The sequence below is a fragment of the Pseudomonas sp. YeP6b genome, assembly GCF_025642995.1.
Classification (GTDB): domain Bacteria; phylum Pseudomonadota; class Gammaproteobacteria; order Pseudomonadales; family Pseudomonadaceae; genus Aquipseudomonas.
This window is the reverse complement of the sequence record NZ_CP080090.1, coordinates 3,725,702-3,742,024: the sequence shown is the minus strand read 5'-3', so window position 1 is coordinate 3,742,024 and position 16,323 is coordinate 3,725,702. Positions and strand designations below refer to the sequence as shown.

Genomic DNA, 16,323 nt, shown 5'->3' with positions numbered 1-16,323 from the left:
CAATCATGGCAACCCTGACCTCTGCGCCACTGGCGCCCTTGATCGAACGCCTTTACGCACAAGCCGGCGCGGCGACCAGCCCGCTCATCAACAGCGTATCGCGTGAAGAACGCGAGCGGATGATGCACAGCAAAACCGACTACCTTGAGCTCTACACGATGCTCAAAGACCTATGGCTGCCGGTCTCCCGCGACACCGGCCACTTGCTCTACATGCTGGCGCGCAGCAGTAAGGCGCGGGCGATTGTCGAGTTTGGCACCTCGTTCGGTCTGTCCACGTTGTTCCTGGCCGCCGCGCTGCGCGACAACGGCGGCGGCGTGTTGATTGGCAGTGAGTTCGAGCCCTCGAAGATCGCACTGGCGCGCAAGCATTTCATTGAAGGCGGCGTGAACGACCTGATCGACATTCGTGAAGGCGATGCACTGGTCACCCTGGCCACAGACATGCCGGAAGCGGTCGACTTGCTGCTGCTGGACGGCGCCAAGGCCCTGTATGGCGATGTGCTGAACCTGGTGGAAAACCACCTGCGCGCCGGCGCGCTGGTGGTGGCTGACAACACCGACTACTGCCCGCAATACCTGGCGCGCGTGCGTGATCCTGCGAATGGCTATTTGTCGGTGGCGTTTGCCGATGACATCGAACTCTCCATTCGCCTGCGCTAAGGCTTAGCGTTTGCTGAACGCCAAGCGCGCGGCAAACAACACAAAGATCAGGCCGGTGGTGCGGTCCATCCACCGGATGACCTTTTCCTTGCGCAGAAATCCGGACAGGGGCCGGGTGGCGCCAATCAGCACCAGCGACCACGCTAGGCCCAGTACCACATGAATGCTCACTAGGCCGAAGGTCCAGGCAACCAACGAATGGCCTTGGGGAATGAATTGCGGCAAAAACGACACGTAGAAAATCCCCACTTTGGGGTTCAGCACATTGCCGAGCATGCCCTTAAGGAACCAGTTGCCACTGGGCTTGTTTTCGGCCTCAACCGTTGACAGTGAGTGGCGCGGGCGCAGCAGCATGTTCAGTCCCAGCCACGCCAGGTACGCGGCGCCGCAGTACTTGAGCAGGTTGTACGCCAACTCCGACACCGCGATCAGCGCGCCCAGGCCAAAGGCCACGGCCGCGCCCCACAACAGGCAACCGGCGTTGATGCCCAGGGTGGCCTGCAGCGCCTGGCGCTTGCCTTCTACCGTGGCGGTTCGCAACACCAGCGCGGTGTCGAGCCCGGGCGTGAGCGTGAGCAGGGTGGCGGCGAAGGTGAAGGCGAGGAGGTTATCGGTGATGGACATGGGCTGTTCCGCTGAAGTAAGGCGTCAGGTCCAATCCGGCCTGATATTCAAGGAGGCCGACGCTGGCCTCGATTCGCGCTTCGCGTAGGCTCTGTATTGCCGCGTCAGCGTTGCGTGGGTCGGGATCCAGCATAGCTACGAATAAGCGCGAATGCTTGATTTGACTAAGGCGTTAGCGCAGGACGGCGGTTTGCCTACAAAGGCGCAAGGCTCGAAAGTGCCGTAGGTGGTCAGCCCTTTAACGCCAGGTTTCAGCTAGGCCAGCGCCGACGCTTCGGCGTGGTACAGGCCGGTTGGCCCAAGGCTGAGCAGAGGTTATGAGGTTGATGGCATAATGCCTTGTTCTCGAAGCCCAAGCACGTTGGACCTTTGTATTTCAAGACCTGTAGTTATTAGTCATCTGCGTGTCGAAACGCTACTCTCGGCTGCCATTACCCATCCACCGACCGTCACAGTGAGTCACGGTCTTCATGAATCAGGACGATGAACGACTATTCTTCCAAGCTCGCAAATTACTGGCGAAATTCACTGGCGGATGCCGAAAACGGCAATGGCGCCTTATCGCCGAGCCAAGTCAAAACTTACACTGTTTTGCCCATTGACGCGTTAGCCAAGGGCTGTCTACCCGATGAGCAGATCAGCCTGTTGTTTGCGGGCGAACCCGCCCAACTGCCGCACGTTGAAGTCACCCTGCGCCCTTTTGTGTACAAATCGCGACTGGAGCACCGTAAGGCGCGCAATGGTTTACCTGCATGGATCACTCCGGTCCTATGCCGTGTATCAGTGACTCGCGATGGGCATATTTATCCGACTGCACAGGCGCTGATGCCTCGCGACATCCTTGAACCATTGGATCGCGACAATTTCACCATCGGTTCTCAGTTCGACCTGGACACGTTTCTGTCAGCAGAAGAAGCACCACAGTTCGATCTGCCTACGGCGGGCAGCGAACTTACTGCGGATCAATATCAAGAAAAGTGGATCAGCTACCTACGGTTCTGCAAGAAGATGTTCCATACGGTGTCCGATAGTTGGAATGGGGTCGATGATGGTTTCGATCCAGTCAATTACTGTTTTATCTTCAAAGAAGAAAAGGCAGACGGTTTTAGCCGCAATATCGTCGCGCTCTATGATCATCTGCGAGAGGGGAAGCCCACGGCGCCCTTGTTCGATCGTTTCGCTCAACGTGAACCTACACCAGACGAGCCTTGTTTACCTGCCAATAGCCTGTTCGCCAGGCGGCTAGGGCATGCCGGTGACGAATACGCGTTAGCCCCTGCCCAGCGCGATAGTCTGGCGCATCTGCTTTGCGGCGAGACCGGTGATGTATTGGCGGTTAACGGGCCTCCCGGAACCGGTAAAACCACCTTGCTCTTGTCCGTTGTTGCCTCGCTCTGGGCTAAGGCTGCGGTAGACGGTGATGAGCCGCCGGTGATTGTCGCCAGTTCTACGAACAATCAGGCTGTCACCAACATCATCAAAGCATTCGGTAAAGATTTCTCAGAGGGCACTGGCCCTTTTGCGGGACGCTGGCTACCCGAAATCAAGAGCTTCGGTGCGTACTTCCCTAAGTCCTCCGCAGAAGCGGAGATGGCCCGCACCTATCAAACCAAAAGCTTTTTCCAGGAGATCGAGTCGCAGGCCTATCTCGACAAAGCGCAGCAAGCTTATCTTGGCAAAGCCTCCATCGCATTTGCAGGTGAGCCGGTTCTTACCGTCAAGAATACAGTCGCTAAACTTCAGGCAGAGATCAGAGCGCGTCAGCACCAACTCGCTGAGATCGAGAAGGGGTGGGCAACATGGGTGGCTGCCCGCGACGCCGTTCAAAGGCTGCTGGGGGATGATCCACAGGCGGGGATCGCACGTCTTGAAGCCCAGCTCGCGAACCAGGCCAAACAGCTTGCTAAAGCACAAGCCCGCCTCAAAGACTTCAAGCATTACCTGGCTCATGAGCCATTGATCTACACGCTGTTTAGCTGGTTCGGTCCGGTCGCGGCCAAACGTCTTCGACTGGCGAAATTACGCGTTGATGAGGCTGACACCGAGCTGCAGGCAGCCGCTGATGTCAGTTCGATCGAACGTCAATTGACCGCCATTGTTGCTCAGGCCGCGCAGGCACTGAAACCACTTGAAACGCAACTGGCGCAAGTCCGCGAGTTGATGCAGGACGAGCAACGTGAGGTGTTGAATTGGCAGGCTGTAATCTCGGTATTACCAAAGGCTGCCGGCAAAGCGGCGGCACAGGTGACACTTGATGATTGCGACAGTTGGGCGGATACCTCTTTGCGCTTCGAGATCTTCCTGCTGACCACGCACTACTGGGAAGGGCGTTGGTTGATGGAAGTCGCGGACGAACTGCCAGAGATTCTTAAAAGCCGTGGCAAAAAGGGTCGCAAGACCTTGGAGAAAAATTGGCGACGCTGGATGAAGCTGACACCGTGTGTCGTTGCTACGTTTTTCAGGCTGCCAGCAGAACTTCACTGCAAGCGCCACGATGGCAACGGTTTTGTCGATGATTACGCATTGAATTTTGTCGATTTGCTGATCGTAGACGAAGCTGGCCAGGTCCTGCCTGAGGTCGCAGCGCCATCATTCGCATTGGCCAGGCAGGCGTTGGTCATTGGCGATACTCAGCAAATTGAACCTATTTGGTCGATTCCCGCTGCCGTCGACATCGGCAACCTGATCAGCGCGGGCCTGTTGTCTCGGGATAGGGTCGATCATGACTACGCGGCCTTCTGCGACAGCGGACGCAGTGCCGCGAACGGCAGTGTCATGTCGATTGCGCAGTCGACTAGCCGTTACCATTACGATCGCGATCTCGCCCGGGGTATGTACTTGTATGAACACCGTCGCTGCTATGACTCGATCATCGATTACTGCAATGCCCTTTGCTACAAGGGCAAGTTAGAACCGCGTCGGGGTGCAAAACCTCAAGGTGGCTTGCCTGGGCTCGGCTATCTACACATTGATGGCAGGTGCCAGCAGAAACAGGGAGGTAGCCGTCATAACGTGCTCGAAGCACAGACGATTGCCGCGTGGATTAAGGTCAACGAACAGGAACTCACACAACGCTACAAGAAGGAGCTGTGGGAAATTCTGGGTGTGATAACCCCCTTCGGCGCACAGACTCAATCGATCATCCAGGCGTGCTCGGCGTTGGGTATCCGCACCGGCAAAGGCGACGGCGAAGTAACCATTGGCACTGTTCATTCCTTTCAAGGTGCAGAACGGCCAGTGGTGATTTTTTCGGCGGTTTACTCCAAACATGCCGATGGTCCATTTATAGACCGCAGGGACAGTATGCTGAACGTGGCCGTTTCACGGGCCAAAGACAGCTTCCTGGTGTTCGGTGACATGGACCTGTTCACCCAGGTATCAGCCAGCAAACCGCGTGGACGCTTGGCCCGCTACCTGCTCAATGACGCGACGAATGAGTTGAAGTTTGATTTCCAGCCTCGGGTCGATTTGCTGACGGCGCGCACCGGATTGAGCCATTTGCACGAGTTTGCCGAACATGATCGGTTCCTGTTGCGTACCCTGGAGATGGCTCGCCATCAGGTCCAGATCGTGACGCCATGGGTCAAGTTACACAGGATGCATGAAAGCGGCGCTTTGGACGTTATGGGCGGGACGGTGCAGCGTGGTGTTGAAGTAACGGTCTATACCGATTTGCGTTTCAATACTGATATCAAGCGCGGTAAGCCCGATGGTGATACAGGCAAAGTAGCAGAATTCAAGGAGGCGATAGCTGCTCTGAAATCCCATGATGTACAGGTTCGTGTGGTCAACAAGGTTCATAGCAAGATGGTCATGGCCGATGAAGAGTTGCTGTGTGTCGGGTCGTTCAATTGGCTGAGCGCGGATCGTTCGGGTGACTACATTCACCATGAGACGTCCATGGTTTATCGAGGACCTGATGTGCGCGACGAACTTATCGTCAATCGAACGAGCCTTGCGCAGCGCGTGAGTTCACGAGAGTTGTAGCCTGATGCAACGCTACGTCAGCTGAGGGCTGCAAGCAGCTGACGTAGCGATGCAAAGAGGCACCGATCGGCAGGCAATTCGGAAAACCCTGAGACTTCCCGGCGAAAATCTTCATAATGGCGGCCAATTTGTTTAGCTCGTTCTGGTGTGCCCGCATGGAAATTAAGGTCAACTTTCTCGACAACCTTCGGCTTGAAGCCAAGTTCGATGACTTCACGGTGATTGCCGACCAACCGATTCGCTACAAAGGCGACGGTTCGGCCCCGGGTCCGTTCGATTACTTCCTGGCTTCGTCGGCGTTGTGTGCGGCGTACTTTGTGAAGCTGTATTGCCAAACGCGCAACATCCCTACGGACAATATTCGCCTGTCGCAGAACAACATCGTTGATCCGGAAAACCGCTACAACCAGATCTTCAAGATCCAGGTCGAGTTGCCGGCGGACATTTCCGACAAGGACCGACAGGGCATCCTGCGTTCCATCGACCGCTGCACGGTGAAGAAAGTCGTGCAGGCCGGGCCGGAGTTTGTCATTGAGGAAGTCGAAAACCTCGACGCCGATGCTCAGGCGCTGTTGATGCCAAGCTCCACGTCAGAAGCCGGCACCTACATTGCGGGCAAGGACCTGCCGCTGGAGCAGACCATCGCCAACATGTCGGGCATTCTCGCCGGCCTGGGCATGAAGATTGAAATCGCTTCGTGGCGCAATATCGTGCCTAACGTGTGGTCGCTGCATATCCGCGATGCACACTCGCCGATGTGCTTTACCAATGGCAAGGGCGCGACCAAGGAGGGCGCACTGGCGTCGGCATTGGGCGAGTTTATCGAACGGCTCAACTGCAACTTCTTCTACAACGATCAGTTCTGGGGTGAGGAGCTGGCCAACGCGCCGTTCGTGCATTACCCGGATGAGCGCTGGTTCCAGCCGGGGCGCAAAGACGAGCTGCCGACTGAAATTCTCGACGCCTACTGCCTGAAAATCTACAACCGCGATGGCGAACTGCGTGGCTCGCACCTGTACGACACCAACTCGGGCAATGAAGCGCGCGGTATTGTTTCGCTGCCGTTCGTGCGCCAGTCCGACGGCGAAGTGGTGTACTTCCCGTCCAACCTGATCGAAAACCTCTACCTCAGCAACGGCATGAGCGCGGGCAATACCCTGGCCGAAGCCCAGGTGCAGTGCCTGTCGGAGATTTTTGAGCGTGCGGTCAAGCGCGAGATCATCGAAGGCGAGTTCGCACTGCCCGACGTACCCGTTGAAGTGCTGGCCAAATACCCGGGGATTCTCGCCGGTATCCAGGGCCTGGAAGCCCAGGGCTTCCCGGTGTTGGTCAAGGACGCGTCCTTGGGTGGTGAATTCCCGGTGATGTGCGTGACCTTGATGAACCCCCGCACCGGCGGCGTGTTTGCCTCGTTCGGCGCCCACCCAAGCCTGGAAGTGGCGCTGGAACGCAGCCTCACCGAATTGCTCCAGGGCCGTAGCTTCGAGGGCTTGAACGACTTACCGCAGCCGACCTTTGAAGGCCACGCGGTGACCGAGCCGAACAACTTCGTCGAGCACTTTATCGACTCCAGCGGCGTGGTCTCGTGGCGTTTCTTCAGCGCCCAATCGGATTACGAATTCGTCGAGTGGGACTTTTCGGGCCAGGGTGAAGACTCCAACGCCCAGGAAGCCGCGACCTTGTTCGGTATTCTGGAAGGCATGGGCAAAGAGTCCTACATGGCGGTGTACGAACACCTCGGCGCCACCGCGTGCCGCATCCTTGTGCCGGACTACTCGGAAATCTACCCGGTGGATGATCTGATCTGGGACAACACCAACAAGGCACTGTTTTTCCGCGCCGACATCCTCAACCTGCACAGCCTCAGCGATGACGAGCTGAAGGCCTTGGCTGAGCGTCTGGTGGAAAGCGAGCTGGACGATTACACCGACATCACCACCTTGATCGGCATCGAGTTCGACGACAACACCGCGTGGGGCCAACTGACCATCCTTGAGTTGAAGCTGCTGATTTATCTGGCCTTGCAGCAATACGAAGACGCCAAGGAGTTGGTGGAAATGTTCCTGCAGTACAACGACAACACCGTTGAGCGCGGGCTGTTCTACCAGGCGGTGAATGCGGTGTTGGAGATGCACCTGGACGAGGACTTGGCGCTTGAGGATTATGAGGCCAACTTCCGCCGCATGTTTGGCAACGAGCGGATGGATGCGGTGATTGGTTCGGTGAACGGCACGGTGCGCTTCTATGGCTTGACGCCGACCAGCCTGAAGCTGGAAGGGCTGGACCGGCATTTGCGCTTGATCGAGAGCTACAAAAAGCTGCACTCGGCACGCGCCAACATCACCTCAGCCTGACGCTAAACACCTGTGGGAGCAGGCTCCCACATTTGATCATTCCCACGCTCTGCGTGGGAATGCATCCCGTGACGCTCTGCGTCACCCTTTCCAGGCAGGACGCGGAGCGTCCCAGGCGGCATTCCCACGCGGAGCGTGGGAACGATCAATGGGTTAGATCAGCGCCAACGCCTGGGCCAAATCGGCCCTCAGGTCTTCCACATCCTCAACGCCCACCGACAACCGCACCAACCCATCGCCAATGCCCAGCTGCGCCCGCGTCGCCGCTGGAATGCTGGCATGGGTCATGATCGCCGGGTGTTCGATCAGGCTTTCCACGCCGCCGAGGCTCTCGGCCAGGGCGAAGATCTTGACGTTTTCCAGGAAGCGCGTAGCGCCGGCCAGGTCGCTGTTCAAATCCACCGAAATCATCCCGCCAAACCCACGCATTTGTCGACGTGCCAGCTCATGCTGCGGATGTGAGGCCAGGCCTGGGTAGTAAACGCGCGACACTTGCGGCTGCTTTTCCAGCCAAGTGGCCAAATCCAGAGCATTGCTGCAATGGCGCTCCATGCGCAGCGCCAGGGTTTTTACCCCGCGCAGGGTCAGGAACGCATCGAAAGGCCCGGCAATCGCGCCGACTGAGTTTTGCAGGAAGCCCAGGCGCTCGGCGAGTTCCGGGTTATGGCCGACGATGGCGATGCCGCCGATTACGTCAGAGTGGCCGTTGAGGTATTTGGTGGTGGAGTGCACCACGATGTCGAAACCCAGCTCCAGCGGGCGCTGGATCCATGGGCTGGCGAACGTGTTGTCGGCCACGCAGATAATGCCGCGGTCACGGCAGATGCGTGCGATGGCGCTCAGGTCGGTGAGGCTCAGCAGTGGGTTGCTCGGGGTTTCGACCCAAACCATGCGCGTGTCGTCCTGCAATGACGCTTCAAATGCCGACAGGTCGCTCAGGTCGACAAAGCTGAAACGGTGCCCGGCGCTGCGTTGGCGCACTTTATCGAACAGGCGGAAGGTGCCGCCGTACAGGTCGTTGCCGGAGACGATATGCGCGCCGGCATCGAGCAGTTCCAGCACGGTGGAAATCGCCGCCAGCCCCGAGGCAAAGGCAAACGCCTGGCTACCGCCTTCAAGGTCGGCCACGCAACGTTCCAGGGCAAACCGCGTGGGGTTGTGGGAGCGGCCATAGTCAAAGCCCTTGTGCACGCCGGGGCTGTCTTGCAAATAGGTGGAGTTGGCATAGATCGGCGGCATCAGCGCGCCCGTGGTCGGGTCGGGTGATTGCCCAGCGTGGATCACGCGGGTGGCAAACGCACTTTTATCGGGCTGACTCATGCAAGGGATCTCCGTAGGTGATTAAGCAGGTCGACGCGAGTAATCAGGCCGTGGAAGCCTGAGGCGTCGGCGATGATGGCGACCAGGCCGCGATCCAGTTCCGCCTGCAGTTCAGTCAGGCTGGCACTCGGGGCCAGGGTTTGCAAGGTGTCGGACATGGCGCTGGCGACGAGCATGGAAAAATCCGCGGCGTCGTGATGCAGCCCCAGCAGGATGTCGGACTCATCGATTACGCCCACCAGCTTCTGGCCATCGACCAGCACCGGCAGTTGCGAGACGTCGGCCAGGCGCATGCGCTGGAAGGCGGTGAGCAGCGTATCGTCGGGGCTCACGCTGATCACGCGGCCATCTTCGAAGCGGCGCGCGATCAGGTCGCGCAGGTCGCCGTAGTGTTTGTATTGCAGCAGGCCCGCGTCGTTCATCCACTGGTCGTTGTAGACCTTGGACAGGTAGCGCGTGCCGGTGTCGCAGACGAAGGTGACCACGCGTTTCGGGACGGTTTGCTCGCGGCAATACCGCAGCGCAGCGGCGAGCAGGGTGCCGGTGGACGAGCCACCCAGAATGCCTTCGGCCTTGAGCAGTTGCCGGGCGTGGTCGAAGCTTTCTTCATCGCTGATCGAATAGGCGTGGCGCACGCTGGAGAGGTCGGCAATCGAGGGGATAAAGTCTTCGCCGATGCCTTCCACGGCCCACGACCCAGGGGTTTGCATCTTGCCGCTGCGACTGTATTCGGCCATCACTGAACCCACCGGGTCGGCCAGTACCATGGCCAGCTCCGGCTGTACCCGTTTGAAAAAGCGGGTCAGGCCGGTGAGGGTGCCGGCCGAGCCGACACCGACCACAATCGCGTCCACATCATGCTGGGTTTGCGCCCAGATTTCCGGGGCGGTACTGGTTTCGTGGGCCAGCGGGTTGGCCGGGTTGTTGAATTGGTCGGCGAAAAACGAATCGGGAATGTCCTTGGCCAGGCGCGCGGCCACATCCTGGTAATACTCGGGGTGGCCCTTGCCGACATCGGAGCGGGTGATATGCACCTCGGCGCCCATGGCCTTCAAGTGCAGCACTTTCTCGGTGGACATTTTGTCGGGCACTACCAGCACCACCCGATAGCCTTTGGCTCGGCCGACCAGCGCCAGACCCAGGCCGGTGTTGCCGGCGGTGGCTTCGATGATGGTGCCGCCGGGGCGCAGGCGGCCATCGCGTTCGGCGGCGTCGATCATCGCCAGGCCGATGCGGTCTTTGATCGAGCCGCCGGGGTTTTGCGATTCAAGCTTGAGAAACAACGTGCACAGGCCGGTATCAAAACGGCTGACCTTGACGAGCGGCGTATTGCCGATCAGTTCGAGCACGGCGGGGCGGGAAAGGGTGGGCATGTCGTCACCTGATACGCAAGAGGATTGGGTGCGGGACAGCAAAAATGCAAAGCATGGCTTGGAACATAGGCCGGGATCGCGCCGGTCGCAACCGGGCGGTCCTGTGGATGTCTTTTTTTGGCGCATGAACGGGTTTTGATGATTAAGCGCCGCTGATTGAGACCTGCTGCAACCGCTCTATTACGGCCGTGCTGGCGGTTTGCATCGGGGCGCGCAACGCACTGCCGATCAACCCTTGCAGGGCCAGCGCGGCCTTCACCGGCGCCGGGTTAGGCTCCATAAACAGGGTGTTGATCAACGGCACTAACTTGAAAAAAGTCGCCCTGGCTTCGGTGAGCCGGTTATCCCGCACTTGCTGGCACAGCGCCACAAAGTCCTCGGTGCGCACATGTGCTGAGGCCGCAATCGCACCGCTGGCGCCCAGGCACAGCGCGTTGAAAATCTGCAGGTCCTCGCCGCACAACAGGTCCACGTCGCCACTGGCGAGCAGCGCCAAGGTGGTTGCCAGGTTGCCGCCACAATCCTTGATTGCGACGATTCGCTGATGTTTGACGATGTTCAGCAGCGTAGCCTGTTCGAAGGTCACGCCGGTTCGGTAGGGGATGTCATACAGGATGATCGGCACGCTGGACGCATCCGCCACCGTGCGGAAAAACGCCTCAAGGCCGGCCTGGGACGGGCGGATGTAACTTGGCGCCGGCACCAACAAACCGGCCACCGGGCGCTGCAGGATGTGGGCCTGGAACTGCAGCAGTTCGATTTGGTTGTTGCCGGCCAGGCCCATCACCACGCGGTGCGCGGGCACCAGCTGCAGCACCGCATCCAGCACGGCCAGCTGTTCCTGGCGGCTTAAGGCTGCGGCTTCGCCGGTGGTGGTGCACACCATGATCCCGGCCACGTGCTTTTCCAACAGGTGGCTGACCAGTCGGCGCAGGCCGATAAAGTCGATGGCGCCGTCATGAAACGGTGTGACGATGGGAACCCAGATACCTTGAAACGATGACATGCACTTTCTCCTGATGGTTGACCGCTTGAGTCACCGTCAGAAGGGCAGAGGCAATTGTGCAAAGGGAGGGAGGTCCGTCGCGCTCAATGTCCTGTCAGCTCATCTGACGGGACAGCGCGCCCCGGTCACATGAGCGACTGTTTCTTCGATTTGAGGGCGTGCGCCACGCAACCTTGCGCCTTGGCAATCAAGCCAATGGCGCAAAGGTTAACGAAAGACGATGCAGACATGTGTGGGCACACCCTGAATAAGGCCTCCATCTTCAATGGATGTGACGGAATGTGTCAACTGCGCGCTCGTACCACGCAAGCCAACTCAGTTAACTCACCCGCGGGCGGAGTGCACGGCCTTCACGGCGCTGTCGGGAAAGGCCTTGGCATGAAGAGGGCGGCTTCCAGTGCGGTGCCGTTGTACCAGAGGCAGAGCGTGTTTTTGGGAGTCATCTCAGGTCTCCTCGGTGTTTATCCATCAAAGCTGCTGCTCGATAGCCGCCTTATCGATCACCGACCAAACGCGGGCGATTTTCCCATCGACGATTTCATAGAATACGTTCTCATCGAAGCTCACCGTCCTGCCGTTGATCGGTAGCCCGAAGAATTCGCCTCGTGGGCTCACATTGAAGTTCAAGCGGCTGGCAATGGTCGGTGGGTCGGCGATCAGCAGTTGGACACGAAACACCAAATCCGGGATTTCGCGAAAGTCCCGTTCCAGCATGGCGCGGTAGCCCGCCAGGCCTACCGTGTTGGCGTTGTAAGTCACCTGCGAATGCACGAAATCGCCGAGGCGTTGCCAGTCCTGCTGGTTGAGGCAGTCGATATAGCCTCGGTAAAACTCGGCGAGTTCGTTACGGCGCATGCCGCGTTCTCCCAGGTTAAAAGCGCTCATCCAGAATGGCCGGCAAGGTGATGTCCTTGACGAAACTGGCGGACGACAGGCTCAAGATCATGCGTACCACCTGCACCACATCGTGCACCGGGATCAACTGGCCTTCACCGCGTTGCTCGGCGAGCGCGCGCGGCGTGCTCAACGGGTCTTCGGTATTCAAGTCGCCCAGGTTCAGGCACGTGACCGCCAGGCGCTGCTGCCGATAACCTTCGCGCAGTGCATCGGCTATACCACGCAAGGCAAATTTGGAGGCGCCGAAGGCGACTTCCGGCCGGCCACTTTGCGGCAGGCCGGAGGTCGAGCCGGTGAGGATGATCCTCGGGTTGGCGCTTTTGAGCAGCGCTGGCAACAGGCGTTTGATCAGCAGGAGGGTTGCAGTGATGTTGCAACTGACGATGGCTTCCAGCTGGTCGTCGCTGTCGCCCAGAAAACTGTACGCTGGGTCGAAGGCCAATTCTTCCCAAATTCCCAGGTTGTAAATCAGCGTGTCCAGGCCGTGCTCTGACACCGCTTCTTCAATAACTCGCGCAGCTTTGGCCGGTTCCGCCAGGTTGGCCTCGACCCACTGCACTTCTACACCGGCCTTGTGGTCCAGGTGCGCAGGCTGGGAGCGCGAGACGCCGATCAGCGTGTCCCCAGGTTCACCCAGCCCCTCGATAAATGCTTTGCCCAAGCCTTTGCTTGCGCCTACTACCAGGGTTCTCATCGACGTTTCCTTATGTCTGATTACGACTCGCCAGTGTCAACCGAGCTCGGCGCTGACTTCTTCGGCCCACAGACTACCTGGCGCTGCCGCGAGTGGGTCAATACGCCCGATCTCGTCCAGGCAGCGCGCCATCGTGTTGTCGCGTAGATGCTGCTGAAACACGCACAGGCACTGCGCAAACAGCGGCAGCGTAGCGTTGATAAAAACGCGCTGATTGTTGAAGTCGTGATTGAAATAGACTACCTCACGCGTTTGGCAGTCGAGTGCCAACACATCCCCAGACCCGGTATGCCCCAGCGGAAAATAGTGATCGGCAACCCCGAAAATCATCCGCCTGCGGGTCGCTTCTGTGTCGCTGTAAACGGCAAAACTCAGGAAGGGCGCGGCACCGTCCGGCAGCCCTTGTTTAACCAGAAACTCGGCGTCTTCTTCAGGCATAACGGGAAGCTGGCCGGCTTCCCAGAAAATGAACTCATCAAGCTGCAAGTACAACACTGGCGGCAGGGAAGGCAGCGCTGCGACAAACCGCGCTTTAAAGTCAAACTCGCTCATAGACCCTCGCAGCAGTGTTGGGATACTCGCCGGCGGCGACTCACGCCCGGCGGGCCATCAACAACACCGTCGCCGCCGCCGACAACAACCCCGCGCAGCAGCGATTGAAAATCCGCTTGCCACGTGGCTCCGCAAACCAGCGGCGCATATGCAGGCCCATATACGCGTAGGCGCTGATGGCAATCCATTCCAGCATCAGGAACATCGCACCCAGCAGTGCAAATTGCGGCGTGATCGGCTGGCCCGGCACTACAAACTGCGGCAGGAACGCGGTGAAGATCAAAATGGCCTTCGGGTTGCCCGCCGCCACCAGAAACTCCTGACGCGCCAACGCCCATAATCCCACCTTGCCCGCAGCGGCCTCAGCCTCTGCCTGCGGATTAGCCCGCCACAGCTGAAACGCCAAATAAAACAGATACGCCGCGCCCAGAATCTTGATTGCGTAGAACAACAACTCCGAGGTTTGCAACACCACCGCCAGGCCAGCGGAAGCGAGGGCGATCATGCCGGCGAAGGCCAGCAGCCGGCCGAGACCGGCGAGGCAGGAGGTACGGTAGCCGTAGCGGGTGGAGTTGCTGACCGACAGCAGGTTGTTGGGGCCGGGCGCCATGTTCAGGGCGAAGCAGGCGGGGAGGAAGAGGGCGAGCGTGGCGAGGTCCATGTGAACTCCGGTATCGACGGGGGCATAGGTGGTCACGAGGATAAGAGATGGGCAGGCGCTAAAACAACTGATGCGTTCAAGTTCGCAGGGCCAGTATCGATTAAAAGCCGCTGGCCCCACGTGATTGATAGCTCAACGCTTCAGGGTTTCACATTCGTTACGCAGGTTGCTGTCGCGAATGTTGCCGCAGCTTTGGCCATTGATTTTGGCATTGCAATAAGCGCGTTGATCGCTGTCGCTGATGTTGCCGCAACTTTGGCCACTCATTTCTGCAAGGCACGTGGCTCGAAGGTCGCTGCCGCGAATGTTGCCGCAGCTTTGGCCATTGAGTTTGGCATTGCAATAAGCACGTTGATCGCTGTCGCTGATGTTGCCGCAACTTTGGCCGCTCATTTCTGCAAGGCACGTGGCCCGAAGGTCGCTGTCGTGGATGTTACCGCAACTTTGGCCACTGGTTTTGGCGTTGCAGTAAGCGCGCTGATCGTCGTCACTGATGTTGCCGCACCCGGCATATGCGTAGGCACTGAACATTAATAACATCCCAATGATGACTCTCATTTTTCTCTCCATGGCGTGCCAAGAAATAGCCTGACGCTAAACGATCCCATTCATCTTGCTGTGGTGCGATGTAATCAAATTGACATCATTTTTGCGGGAAGTTCCATGGGAGGGATCGGGCATTCGCAGCATCCAAGCCCACAGAGGCGACGGCGATCATGCCGACGCGTTCTCTACGGGCGCAGTGCTCACTTCTACGGTGATAGGCGTCGCCTGGGTCCAACCGATAGTGAACACACCCACGGCAAACAGCAGAGGGCCACCGTAGAGTTTGTAGACTAACCAAACATTCCCCGCAGCAAAAAAGGCAATCAGAGCGTCAACGGTTGCCATCGTGGTGATCAACAGTGTGAGTAGAAGAACGTAGGTTCGCCATTCAGCCGGCGAACGCTTCAATCGCCCGCCGAACACTGCTCGCAGTAAATTGATACGCCATCCAGCCTCCAGGATTACGAGCAGCAGCGCGTACACTCCGAGCGCGACTGAAGGCCCGTACAGCAAGAAGTTTTTGCTGCCGATAATCCGATTGCCGAACGTCAGCCCGAGCACGATGACGCATAAAAAGCTGTACATGAAATGCAAAACGTAAGCGCGCCATAGCAGGCTGAACGCCAGGGAAAATCGCCGTTTTATCATGACTGCCTACATCCTTGTTGTTAGCGTTGCGGTTGAGTATTGAGTCAGTGAGTTATTCTGGGTGAAGGGTGTTGTTTTTAATCAGGGCCGCGGAGTGGGCTTCGATTGAACTGCACTTAATGAAGTTTTTGCTTAGGAAGTCGACAACCTGCGCTTTCTCTTTAAAAGCGGAAACTTCGGTGGCGTGGCGTTGGATTTCTTTGTTCAGGTTCTCTGCCAGCGCTTCATACGAGGCGCTGAGCTGGTGTGACAGGGCGTAATGCGTGTTGAATCTGGATTCATACTCTTTCTTCGCTTCTGGCTTGACCACCATTAGTGCGGCCGTATAAAACCCAGCGCAACGTATGTTCGCCATGGCAAGCGGCTCAAGGTTCAAGTCTTTTTGATCCGCTGACACGGTATGAGTCATGGCTGAAAGAGAAATTAAAAGTATCTTCAGGGGCTTGCATTGCATGTCTTCAGATCCGGTATAACGACTAAGAGGCCCTCGGTGGGGCCAACACCGCTTTCGTGAATGGGCAGACTGCTTCTGGCCTGGAATTGCCACTCACCGCCAGCATCAACTAGAGGAAATTTTTCGATAGGCCAGTCTACGTGCCCTGTGGCGGTGAGACTGTGACAATGTTTTGTTCTCGGCGCAATGAACCAGTAGAGCGGCCAGCTCAGGGTCCGTAGGAAAACCATCCTCCAGCCATTTAAGCGCCAGCCCCGCCCAATAGTCGGAATCTGACGTCAGCGCTGTGATCACCAGCGGTTGCAGTGCGATCCCGGTAGGCAGCGTGTATTTTTCGCTGAGGGCGCTTACCGCCTCTGGCAAATCAAGTGCTGCTGTTGCGAAAGGCTTTTCAAGCAGCGGTAATAACCAGACATAGCTGAAGGGGTCTTTCATCTTCTTCCCGCGATGGCTAATGACTGACTTTCACTTCATTGCAAGGTCGGTTTGGGTGGGTGCACAACCGATAAGCATCAAACCGACGGCCAGCGGAAAGCGTAAGCGCG

The 16,323-nt window shown here is 58.2% G+C and carries 15 protein-coding genes and 1 pseudogene; 3 read left to right on the top strand and 13 right to left on the bottom strand.

Going from position 1 to position 16,323, the window contains the following annotated elements; genetic code table 11:
• Positions 1 to 5 precede the first annotated feature (5 nt).
• Positions 6 to 662 (top strand): O-methyltransferase, encoded by a 657-nt coding sequence (locus KZH41_RS16770; protein WP_263273138.1) that lies wholly within the window; start codon positions 6 to 8, stop codon positions 660 to 662.
• 3 nt (positions 663 to 665) lie between these two features.
• Here KZH41_RS16770 and KZH41_RS16765 read toward each other — a convergent pair whose 3' ends face one another.
• Entirely contained in the window at positions 666 to 1,286 is a 621-nt protein-coding gene (locus tag KZH41_RS16765; protein WP_094950129.1) for a LysE family translocator, read from the bottom strand.
• Between the two features lie 483 nt (positions 1,287 to 1,769).
• Between KZH41_RS16765 and KZH41_RS16760 the strand changes: the two genes are divergently transcribed.
• Together KZH41_RS16760 and KZH41_RS16755 are read left to right on the top strand one after the other, a co-directional pair.
• Complete coding sequence (locus KZH41_RS16760; protein WP_263273137.1) at positions 1,770 to 5,273, top strand: AAA domain-containing protein; 3,504 nt, start codon at positions 1,770 to 1,772, stop codon at positions 5,271 to 5,273.
• A gap of 155 nt (positions 5,274 to 5,428) precedes the next feature.
• On the top strand, positions 5,429 to 7,627 hold the full coding sequence (locus KZH41_RS16755) for an OsmC domain/YcaO domain-containing protein (RefSeq protein WP_094950127.1): 2,199 nt from the start codon (positions 5,429 to 5,431) through the stop codon (positions 7,625 to 7,627).
• A 153-nt stretch (positions 7,628 to 7,780) separates the two neighbouring features.
• Here KZH41_RS16755 and KZH41_RS16750 read toward each other — a convergent pair whose 3' ends face one another.
• The 12 genes and pseudogenes from KZH41_RS16750 to KZH41_RS16695 all read right to left on the bottom strand — a co-directional run bounded on the left by KZH41_RS16750 (position 7,781) and on the right by KZH41_RS16695 (position 16,213).
• Positions 7,781 to 8,947, bottom strand: coding sequence for a cystathionine gamma-synthase (locus KZH41_RS16750; RefSeq protein WP_094950126.1), 1,167 nt, complete (start codon positions 8,945 to 8,947; stop codon positions 7,781 to 7,783).
• Complete coding sequence (locus tag KZH41_RS16745; protein WP_094950125.1) at positions 8,944 to 10,320, bottom strand: pyridoxal-phosphate dependent enzyme; 1,377 nt, start codon at positions 10,318 to 10,320, stop codon at positions 8,944 to 8,946. Before KZH41_RS16745 ends, KZH41_RS16750 begins: the two co-directional genes overlap by 4 nt.
• Before the next feature lie 142 nt (positions 10,321 to 10,462).
• Positions 10,463 to 11,326: a 4-hydroxy-tetrahydrodipicolinate synthase gene (gene dapA / locus KZH41_RS16740; protein WP_094950124.1), complete on the bottom strand. Its 864-nt coding sequence runs from the start codon at positions 11,324 to 11,326 to the stop codon at positions 10,463 to 10,465.
• A 327-nt stretch (positions 11,327 to 11,653) separates the two neighbouring features.
• Positions 11,654 to 11,769: pseudogene (locus KZH41_RS16735) on the bottom strand (VOC family protein); the annotation flags it as partial.
• Positions 11,770 to 11,794: 25 nt separating this feature from the next.
• A complete protein-coding gene (locus tag KZH41_RS16730; protein WP_094950159.1) occupies positions 11,795 to 12,181 on the bottom strand; it encodes an ester cyclase in 387 nt (128 codons plus the stop codon).
• Positions 12,182 to 12,197: 16 nt separating this feature from the next.
• Complete coding sequence (locus tag KZH41_RS16725) at positions 12,198 to 12,917, bottom strand: SDR family NAD(P)-dependent oxidoreductase (RefSeq protein WP_263273133.1); 720 nt, start codon at positions 12,915 to 12,917, stop codon at positions 12,198 to 12,200.
• A gap of 36 nt (positions 12,918 to 12,953) precedes the next feature.
• Entirely contained in the window at positions 12,954 to 13,469 is a 516-nt protein-coding gene (locus tag KZH41_RS16720; RefSeq protein WP_263273132.1) for an SUKH-4 family immunity protein, read from the bottom strand.
• Between the two features lie 40 nt (positions 13,470 to 13,509).
• Entirely contained in the window at positions 13,510 to 14,130 is a 621-nt protein-coding gene (locus KZH41_RS16715; protein ID WP_094950121.1) for a LysE family translocator, read from the bottom strand.
• Between the two features lie 132 nt (positions 14,131 to 14,262).
• On the bottom strand, positions 14,263 to 14,688 hold the full coding sequence (locus KZH41_RS16710) for a hypothetical protein (RefSeq protein WP_083358574.1): 426 nt from the start codon (positions 14,686 to 14,688) through the stop codon (positions 14,263 to 14,265).
• 156 nt (positions 14,689 to 14,844) lie between these two features.
• Entirely contained in the window at positions 14,845 to 15,324 is a 480-nt protein-coding gene (locus KZH41_RS16705; protein ID WP_242150053.1) for a septation protein IspZ, read from the bottom strand.
• A 52-nt stretch (positions 15,325 to 15,376) separates the two neighbouring features.
• Positions 15,377 to 15,778, bottom strand: coding sequence for a hypothetical protein (locus KZH41_RS16700; RefSeq protein WP_242150050.1), 402 nt, complete (start codon positions 15,776 to 15,778; stop codon positions 15,377 to 15,379).
• A gap of 105 nt (positions 15,779 to 15,883) precedes the next feature.
• Positions 15,884 to 16,213 carry a hypothetical protein gene (locus tag KZH41_RS16695; protein WP_263273129.1) on the bottom strand — a complete coding sequence of 110 codons (330 nt, stop codon included), beginning with the start codon at positions 16,211 to 16,213 and terminating at the stop codon, positions 15,884 to 15,886.
• Between the last annotated feature and the right edge of the window lie 110 nt (positions 16,214 to 16,323).

Bases quoted from the DNA above. Each gene is read 5' to 3' on its own strand.
- KZH41_RS16770 (WP_263273138.1), top strand. From the start codon at position 6: ATGGCAACCCTGACCTCTGCGCCACTGGCGCCCTTGATCGAACGCCTT.
- KZH41_RS16765 (WP_094950129.1), bottom strand. From the start codon at position 1,286: ATGTCCATCACCGATAACCTCCTCGCCTTCACCTTCGCCGCCACCCTG.
- KZH41_RS16760 (WP_263273137.1), top strand. From the start codon at position 1,770: ATGAACGACTATTCTTCCAAGCTCGCAAATTACTGGCGAAATTCACTG.
- KZH41_RS16755 (WP_094950127.1), top strand. From the start codon at position 5,429: ATGGAAATTAAGGTCAACTTTCTCGACAACCTTCGGCTTGAAGCCAAG.
- KZH41_RS16750 (WP_094950126.1), bottom strand. From the start codon at position 8,947: ATGAGTCAGCCCGATAAAAGTGCGTTTGCCACCCGCGTGATCCACGCT.
- KZH41_RS16745 (WP_094950125.1), bottom strand. From the start codon at position 10,320: ATGCCCACCCTTTCCCGCCCCGCCGTGCTCGAACTGATCGGCAATACG.
- dapA (WP_094950124.1), bottom strand. From the start codon at position 11,326: ATGTCATCGTTTCAAGGTATCTGGGTTCCCATCGTCACACCGTTTCAT.
- KZH41_RS16730 (WP_094950159.1), bottom strand. From the start codon at position 12,181: ATGCGCCGTAACGAACTCGCCGAGTTTTACCGAGGCTATATCGACTGC.
- KZH41_RS16725 (WP_263273133.1), bottom strand. From the start codon at position 12,917: ATGAGAACCCTGGTAGTAGGCGCAAGCAAAGGCTTGGGCAAAGCATTT.
- KZH41_RS16720 (WP_263273132.1), bottom strand. From the start codon at position 13,469: ATGAGCGAGTTTGACTTTAAAGCGCGGTTTGTCGCAGCGCTGCCTTCC.
- KZH41_RS16715 (WP_094950121.1), bottom strand. From the start codon at position 14,130: ATGGACCTCGCCACGCTCGCCCTCTTCCTCCCCGCCTGCTTCGCCCTG.
- KZH41_RS16710 (WP_083358574.1), bottom strand. From the start codon at position 14,688: ATGAGAGTCATCATTGGGATGTTATTAATGTTCAGTGCCTACGCATAT.
- KZH41_RS16705 (WP_242150053.1), bottom strand. From the start codon at position 15,324: ATGATAAAACGGCGATTTTCCCTGGCGTTCAGCCTGCTATGGCGCGCT.
- KZH41_RS16700 (WP_242150050.1), bottom strand. From the start codon at position 15,778: ATGCAATGCAAGCCCCTGAAGATACTTTTAATTTCTCTTTCAGCCATG.
- KZH41_RS16695 (WP_263273129.1), bottom strand. From the start codon at position 16,213: ATGAAAGACCCCTTCAGCTATGTCTGGTTATTACCGCTGCTTGAAAAG.